This is a genomic window from Christensenella sp., from assembly GCF_034927525.1.
Taxonomy (GTDB): Bacteria; Bacillota; Clostridia; order Christensenellales; family Christensenellaceae; genus Christensenella.
This window is the reverse complement of sequence record NZ_JAYFPU010000217.1, coordinates 1-2,481: the sequence shown is the minus strand read 5'-3', so window position 1 is coordinate 2,481 and position 2,481 is coordinate 1. Positions and strand designations below refer to the sequence as shown.

2 protein-coding genes are annotated in these 2,481 nt (G+C 49.9%); both read right to left on the bottom strand.

The window, feature by feature from the left end; genetic code table 11:
• Window positions 1-1,004: DNA primase (dnaG, locus tag VB081_RS09060; RefSeq protein ID WP_323400503.1), on the bottom strand; the 1,004-nt coding region annotated here is incomplete at its 3' end.
• 119 nt (window positions 1,005-1,123) lie between these two features.
• Window positions 1,124-2,481, bottom strand: a 1,358-nt coding sequence (locus tag VB081_RS09055) for a [FeFe] hydrogenase, group A (RefSeq protein WP_323400502.1), incomplete at its 5' end; no start/stop codon positions are given.

Sequence of the window (2,481 nt, the reverse complement as noted above, 5' to 3'; positions counted from 1 at the left end):
GGAATGCTGACCACACGCGACTCGATGCCTTCCTGCGCCAAAATATCCAGCGCGCGCAGCGTTGCCTTCTTTCCCGCACTGTCACCGTCATACGAGACGTATACATTGCTCACATAGCGCTTCAGCAAACGCGCCTGATCTTGTGTCAGCGCCGTTCCCAACGTCGCCACACATTCGGGTATCCCATAGGCATGCATCGCAATCACGTCCATATAGCCTTCCACCAAAACCAAATGCTTTACATTTTTCTGCTTACGGATCATATTCAGGTTATAAAGATTCTTGCTCTTATTGAACGCTGCAGTTTCCGGTGAGTTCAGATATTTTGGCAGACTGTCGTCCATCACCCGTCCGCCAAAACCGATCACATTGGAAAACGTATTGATAATAGGCATCACAACGCGGTTGCGGAACATATCATAGCATTTCCCGTCATTGATCTTTACAAGCCCCGCAAGCTGCATATCCTGCTTGGTGTACCCATCCTCGGTCAGCAGTTTAAGAAGGCTGTCCCACTTGTCCTGCGCATACCCCATGCCGAATGTTTTGATGATCCTGTCGTTAAGTCCACGACTATGCAGATAAGCAAGCGCTTCCTTGCCCTGCGCTTCATATAAGTTTTTGTGAAAAAACTGCGCCGCGGTCTTGTTCATAACAAATATCTTCTCGCGCTGCTGTTTGCGTTTCTCATAATTGGAGTCGTCCGCTACATCCGGCACGGGAAGCTTTACCTTGTCCGCCAGATAGCGGCACGCCTCCGGAAAAGACATTTTCTCCTGCTCCATCACAAAGTGGATCGCATTACCGCCCTTGCCGCAGCCAAAGCAATGGAAAAAGCCCTTCTCAGGGGTAACGGAAAAACTGGGTGTTTTTTCGTTATGAAAAGGACAACAAGCCCACCATCTGCCGGACTTGTTCTGTAACGTCACATATTCACCGATCAAATCAACAAGATTTACTTTCAGCAGTAATTCCTGTATCCATTCATCCGAAAAATAAGCCATTCAGAACCTCTCACAAAACTCTTTCTTACTATATAATATTACACACGGCAGGGTCAAAGTCCTTTTCTGCTAACATGAAAAAAAGGCGGCTGTCTGTAACCAGCCGCCTTCCTGTTTCCTTATTGTTCGCGATATTTGGGCTTCTGCTCATAGAACGTATGCAAAAGCGTATGCGACTTATGACCGTTCGGTTCCCCCAGGAAATCCTTATACAGCATCTGGATATCCGGGTTCTCATGCGACTTTCTCAGCGTCTTGTCGCAATCCTCGTCATACAGGCCTTGTGCACGCACGACACGCGGATCAAGCGTATTTTTGACACGAGCCGAAACGATGGGTTGTCCACCGCCATTTACACAACCGCCCGGGCAAGCCATAACCTCGATGAAATGATACTCCTTTTGTCCGCGGCGCACTGCCTCGAGAAGCTTTTTCGCGTTTGCCGTACCGCTTACGATCGCAACTTTTACATTTAAGTCGCCAATCTTCACTTCCGCTTCCTTGATGCCGGAAATACCGCGCACATCACAGAAATCGACATTTTTGAGTTCCTCACCCGTCAGCACCTCAGCGACTGTACGAAGCGCCGCTTCCATCACACCGCCCGTCGCGCCGAAGATAACGCCCGCGCCCGTGGATGTACCCAACACCTCGTCAAAATCCTCATCTGGCAGATTCACAAAATCAATGTTCGCTTCCTTGATCATCTGTGCCATTTCGCGCGTCGTAAGAACTGCATCGACATCCTGATACCCCGTTCCCGCTTCGCCCGCACGATCCTTTTCGTACTTTTTAGCAGTACAAGGCATAACAGAAACCGTAAATATTTTCGCAGGATCGATCCCGTTCTGCTCAGCATAATAGGATTTGATGATCGCGCCCAGCATCTGATGGGGCGATTTGCAGGTAGAAAGATTATCCAGCATATCCGGGAAGAAATACTCCGCATATTTGATCCATCCCGGCGAGCAGGATGTGATCATCGGCAATGTTCCGCCGTTTTTCACACGATTGATGAACTCGTAGCCTTCTTCCATGATCGTAAGGTCTGCGCCGAAATCGGTGTCAAACACCTTATCGAATCCCATCTTACGCAGCGCAGCAGCAAGCTTGCCCGTTACGCGCGTACCCATCGGCATACCAAATTCTTCGCCGATCGCAACACGCACCGCCGGAGCCGGCTGTACCACAACATGAAGATTGGGGTTATGAAGCGCCGCCCACACATTGTCCATCTCACTCTTTTCCTTAAGCGCGCCCACCGGGCACGATACGATACATTGTCCGCAATTGATGCACGGTACGTCCACTAAAGATTTGCCCCACACAGGCTCGATCATCGTTTTGAATCCACGATTCGTCGCGCTTATCACGCCCACGCCCTGCTGTTTTCCGCAAGCCGCCACACAGCGCTTGCAGATCACGCACTTGTTCGGGTTTCGCACTACGGAAACAGATTCCTCATCCAGATCTTTTT